The sequence below is a fragment of the Streptomyces sp. NPDC007917 genome (assembly GCF_042959105.1).
Lineage (GTDB): Bacteria > Actinomycetota > Actinomycetes > Streptomycetales > Streptomycetaceae > Streptomyces.
This window is the reverse complement of the sequence record NZ_JBIBKK010000071.1, coordinates 1-2,859: the sequence shown is the minus strand read 5'-3', so window position 1 is coordinate 2,859 and position 2,859 is coordinate 1. Positions and strand designations below refer to the sequence as shown.

The window sequence follows — 2,859 nt, the reverse complement described above, 5'->3', positions numbered from 1 at the left end:
CCCATCCCCCCAATCCACAGCCACCGCATCCGGAACAACCGCCACCTGCGCCGCAAACAACCCCACCAACGAAACATCAACAACATCAGAACGCAAATTAACCGACCAGGATTCGAGCCGCATTCGCTCCTGCGGGATAAAGACGTCAAGCGCGCCGATCGGCTGGCTCGGATCGCTTATCACGGCACGCAGCAGCTGCGTCCACCGGTCGGTCAGGACATTGATGCTGGACTCGTCGTACAGGTCCGTGGCGAACTCGATGAAGCCGTCAACCCCCGCGGGTGTCCGGTCGGCATCGAACTGCTCGGTGACGGTGATGAACACGTCCAGTCGAGAGGTGCGGGTGTGCGTCGGTTCGAGGCTGACCTGGAGGCCCGGCAGTTCGAAGTCGGGTTGCTCGTTGTTCTGCAGGACCAGCGCGACCTGGAAGAGCGGGTGGTGTGCGGGGGAGCGGTGCGGGTTGAGCTTCTCCACCAGGTACTGGAACGGGATGTCCTGGTGGGCGTGGGCGGCCAGACTGGTCCCCCGCACCTGGGCCAGCAGATCGGCGAAGGACGGGTTGCCCGAGGTGTCGGTCCGTATCACCAGCGAGTTCACGAACAGCCCGACCAGGTCGTCCAGCTGCTCGTCGGTACGTCCGGCGATACCACTGCCGATCGGGATGTCGGTGCCGGCACCGAGCCGGGTCATCAAGGCCGCCAACGAAGCCTGCAGCACCATGTACACAGTGGTGTCGAAGCGACGGGCCAGCGCCACCAGACCCCTGTGCAACTCGGCATCGAAACACAGCCGCACCACGTCGCCGAGGTGCCCGACAGCCGTTGGGCGGGGGCGGTCGGCCGGGATCGTGACCTGCTCGGGGAGGCCGGCCAGCTGCTCGGCCCAGTAGGCGTACTGACGGCTGAACACGCTGTCCGGGTCGGTGTCATCGCCCAGCAGCCGGCGCTGCCACAACGTGTAGTCCGCGTACTGGACGGGCAACCGGGGCCACTGGGGAGCGGTGCCGGTACGGCGGGCAGTGTAAGCGGCGACCAGGTCACGAGCCAGCGGAGCCAACGACCAGCCGTCGCCCGCGATGTGGTGCAGCACCAACATCAGCACCGAATCGGTCGGACTCACGGTGAACAGCTGGGCCCGCACCGGTAGGTGCCGAGCGAGGTCGAACGCGTACTGGGCGGCGTCGAGCAGTTCCTCGGGCAGCCGATCACCGTGCGTCGAAACCACCGGCAGATCGACGCTCACCTGCTCCGGGGCGAGGATCTGCTGCGCGGGTCGGCCGGCGATGTCGGGATACAGGGTGCGCAGGGACTCGTGGCGGGTGATGACATCGATGAGTGCGCCGTGCAGAGCGGCGCGGTCGAGGTCGCCGGTCAGCCGCAGGGCGAGCGCCATGTTGTAGGTGGCGGAGGGGCCCTCCAGCCTGTGCAGGAACCACAGTCGCTCCTGTGCGAAGGACAGCGGCAGGGCCTCCGGCCGCGCTGCCCTCTTCAACACCGGGCGAAGGCTCCCGCCCTGTTCGGCCAGTCCTCGCGCGAGCCCGGCCACGGTCGGCGCCTCGAACAGCGTACGCAGCGGAAGTTCAGCGCCAAGGGCGGTGCGGATGCGACTGATCAGGCGGGTGGCGAGCAGGGAGTGGCCGCCGAGGTCGAAGAAACTGTCGTCGACGCCGACGTGAGCCACGCCCAGGACCTCGGCGAAGAGCACGCAGAGGATCTCTTCACAGGACGTACGGGGAGTGCGCCCGGCGCCGCTCGGCGTGTAGTCGGGTGCGGGAAGTGCACGGTGGTCGACCTTGCCACTGGTGGTGAGCGGTATCCGGCGGAGGGTGACGAGGGCGGCGGGGACCATGTAGTCCGGTAGCGTGGCGCGCAGGTGGCGGCGAACCTCCTCGGCCGCATAACCCTCGCCGGGCACAACGTACGCCACCAGACGAATGTCACCTGGCTGCTCCTCCCGGGCCACGACCAGCGCCTGGTCGACAGCCGAGTGCCCGGAGAGCACCCTCTCGACCTCACCCGGCTCGATCCGGAAACCACGGATCTTCACCTGCCCATCGACCCGGCCCAGATACTCCAGCTCCCCGTCCCCGCTCCACCGCACCAGATCACCGGTGCGGTACATCCGACTGCCAGGCGGACCCCACGGATCCGCCACGAACCGCCCAGCCGACAACCCCGGCCGATCCAGATAGCCACGCGCCAGGCCAGAGCCGGCGACATACAGCTCTCCGACCGCACCGGGCACCACGGGGCTCAGGAACTCGTCCAGCACGTGAAGGCGGAAACCCATGACCGGCCGCCCGATCGGGACGGCCGTACCCGACAACGGCCCGGCGATCGAGGCCGCCACGGTGATCTCTGTGGGCCCGTACAGGTTCATCATCTGCCGGCCGGGGGCCCACTGCTCGACCACATGGGGCGGGCATGCCTCGGCGCCCACGAGTACATGGGTCAGCTCCGGAAGCGCCGCTCTGGTGGGGAGGGTGGCCAACAGCGTCGGCGCAAGGAAGACATGGGTGACCCGGTGCTCAGCCAGAACCCCGGCCAGTTCCTCGCCTGCCATCCGGCCGGCCGCGGGCAGCACCAACGTCCCGCCCGCTCCGAACGCCAGCAGGAGCTCCAGAACAGAGGCGTCGAAGCCCGTCGAGGCCAACTGCGGGACACGGACCATCTCGGTGAGGCCGCACCGCTCCACCAGTGAGGCCACAAGAGTGGCCAGACCTTCATGGGTGACGGTGACGGCCTTGGGGCGGCCGGTCGTACCCGAGGTGTAGATGGTGTACGCGGTGTTCGCGGGCCGCAACGGGACCACGGGGTCGGTGTCCGGCTGCGTATCCCATTCCCGGGCCAGCGACTCGAT

At 68.3% G+C, this 2,859-nt stretch carries 1 protein-coding gene; it reads right to left on the bottom strand.

Features of this window, described 5'->3' with window-relative positions; translation table 11 throughout:
* Positions 1 to 2,859, bottom strand: a 2,859-nt coding sequence (locus tag ACFZDL_RS47125) for a condensation domain-containing protein (RefSeq protein WP_391194611.1), incomplete at both ends; no start/stop codon positions are given.